A 255-nucleotide genomic window follows, 5' to 3' on the forward strand; every position below is an offset into this window, starting at 1 on the left:
TGGGAAGTTGGGAGGAGGGGGCAGGGGCTAGCGAATCCGCAGGATATGGAGCTGCCAGGCGGCGCGGTTGTAGTACAGCTCGCTGCGCAGCTCTGCCTTGGAGTCAAACGGATAGACGATGAAAAGCAGCCCCTTTTCGCGCACACGCATGGGGCGGTTGTTCATGAGCCGGGCAACGATCACGTCGTGGCGCGTGGCATCGTCGATGGGGATTTCCGTCTTGTAGTCGTTGAGCGCCACCGCTGTGATGTTCTT

1 protein-coding gene is annotated in these 255 nt (G+C 60.4%); it reads right to left on the reverse strand.

The genetic code is table 11. The features are described 5' to 3' along the window. Nucleotides 1–27: 27 nt before the first annotated feature. On the reverse strand, nt 28–255 hold a 228-nt coding region (locus NFX52_RS30715; protein WP_492759467.1), incomplete at its 5' end, for a putative pterin-binding protein.

This window comes from Acidovorax facilis (genome assembly GCF_023913775.1).
GTDB classification, from domain to species: domain Bacteria; phylum Pseudomonadota; class Gammaproteobacteria; order Burkholderiales; family Burkholderiaceae_C; genus Acidovorax; species Acidovorax facilis.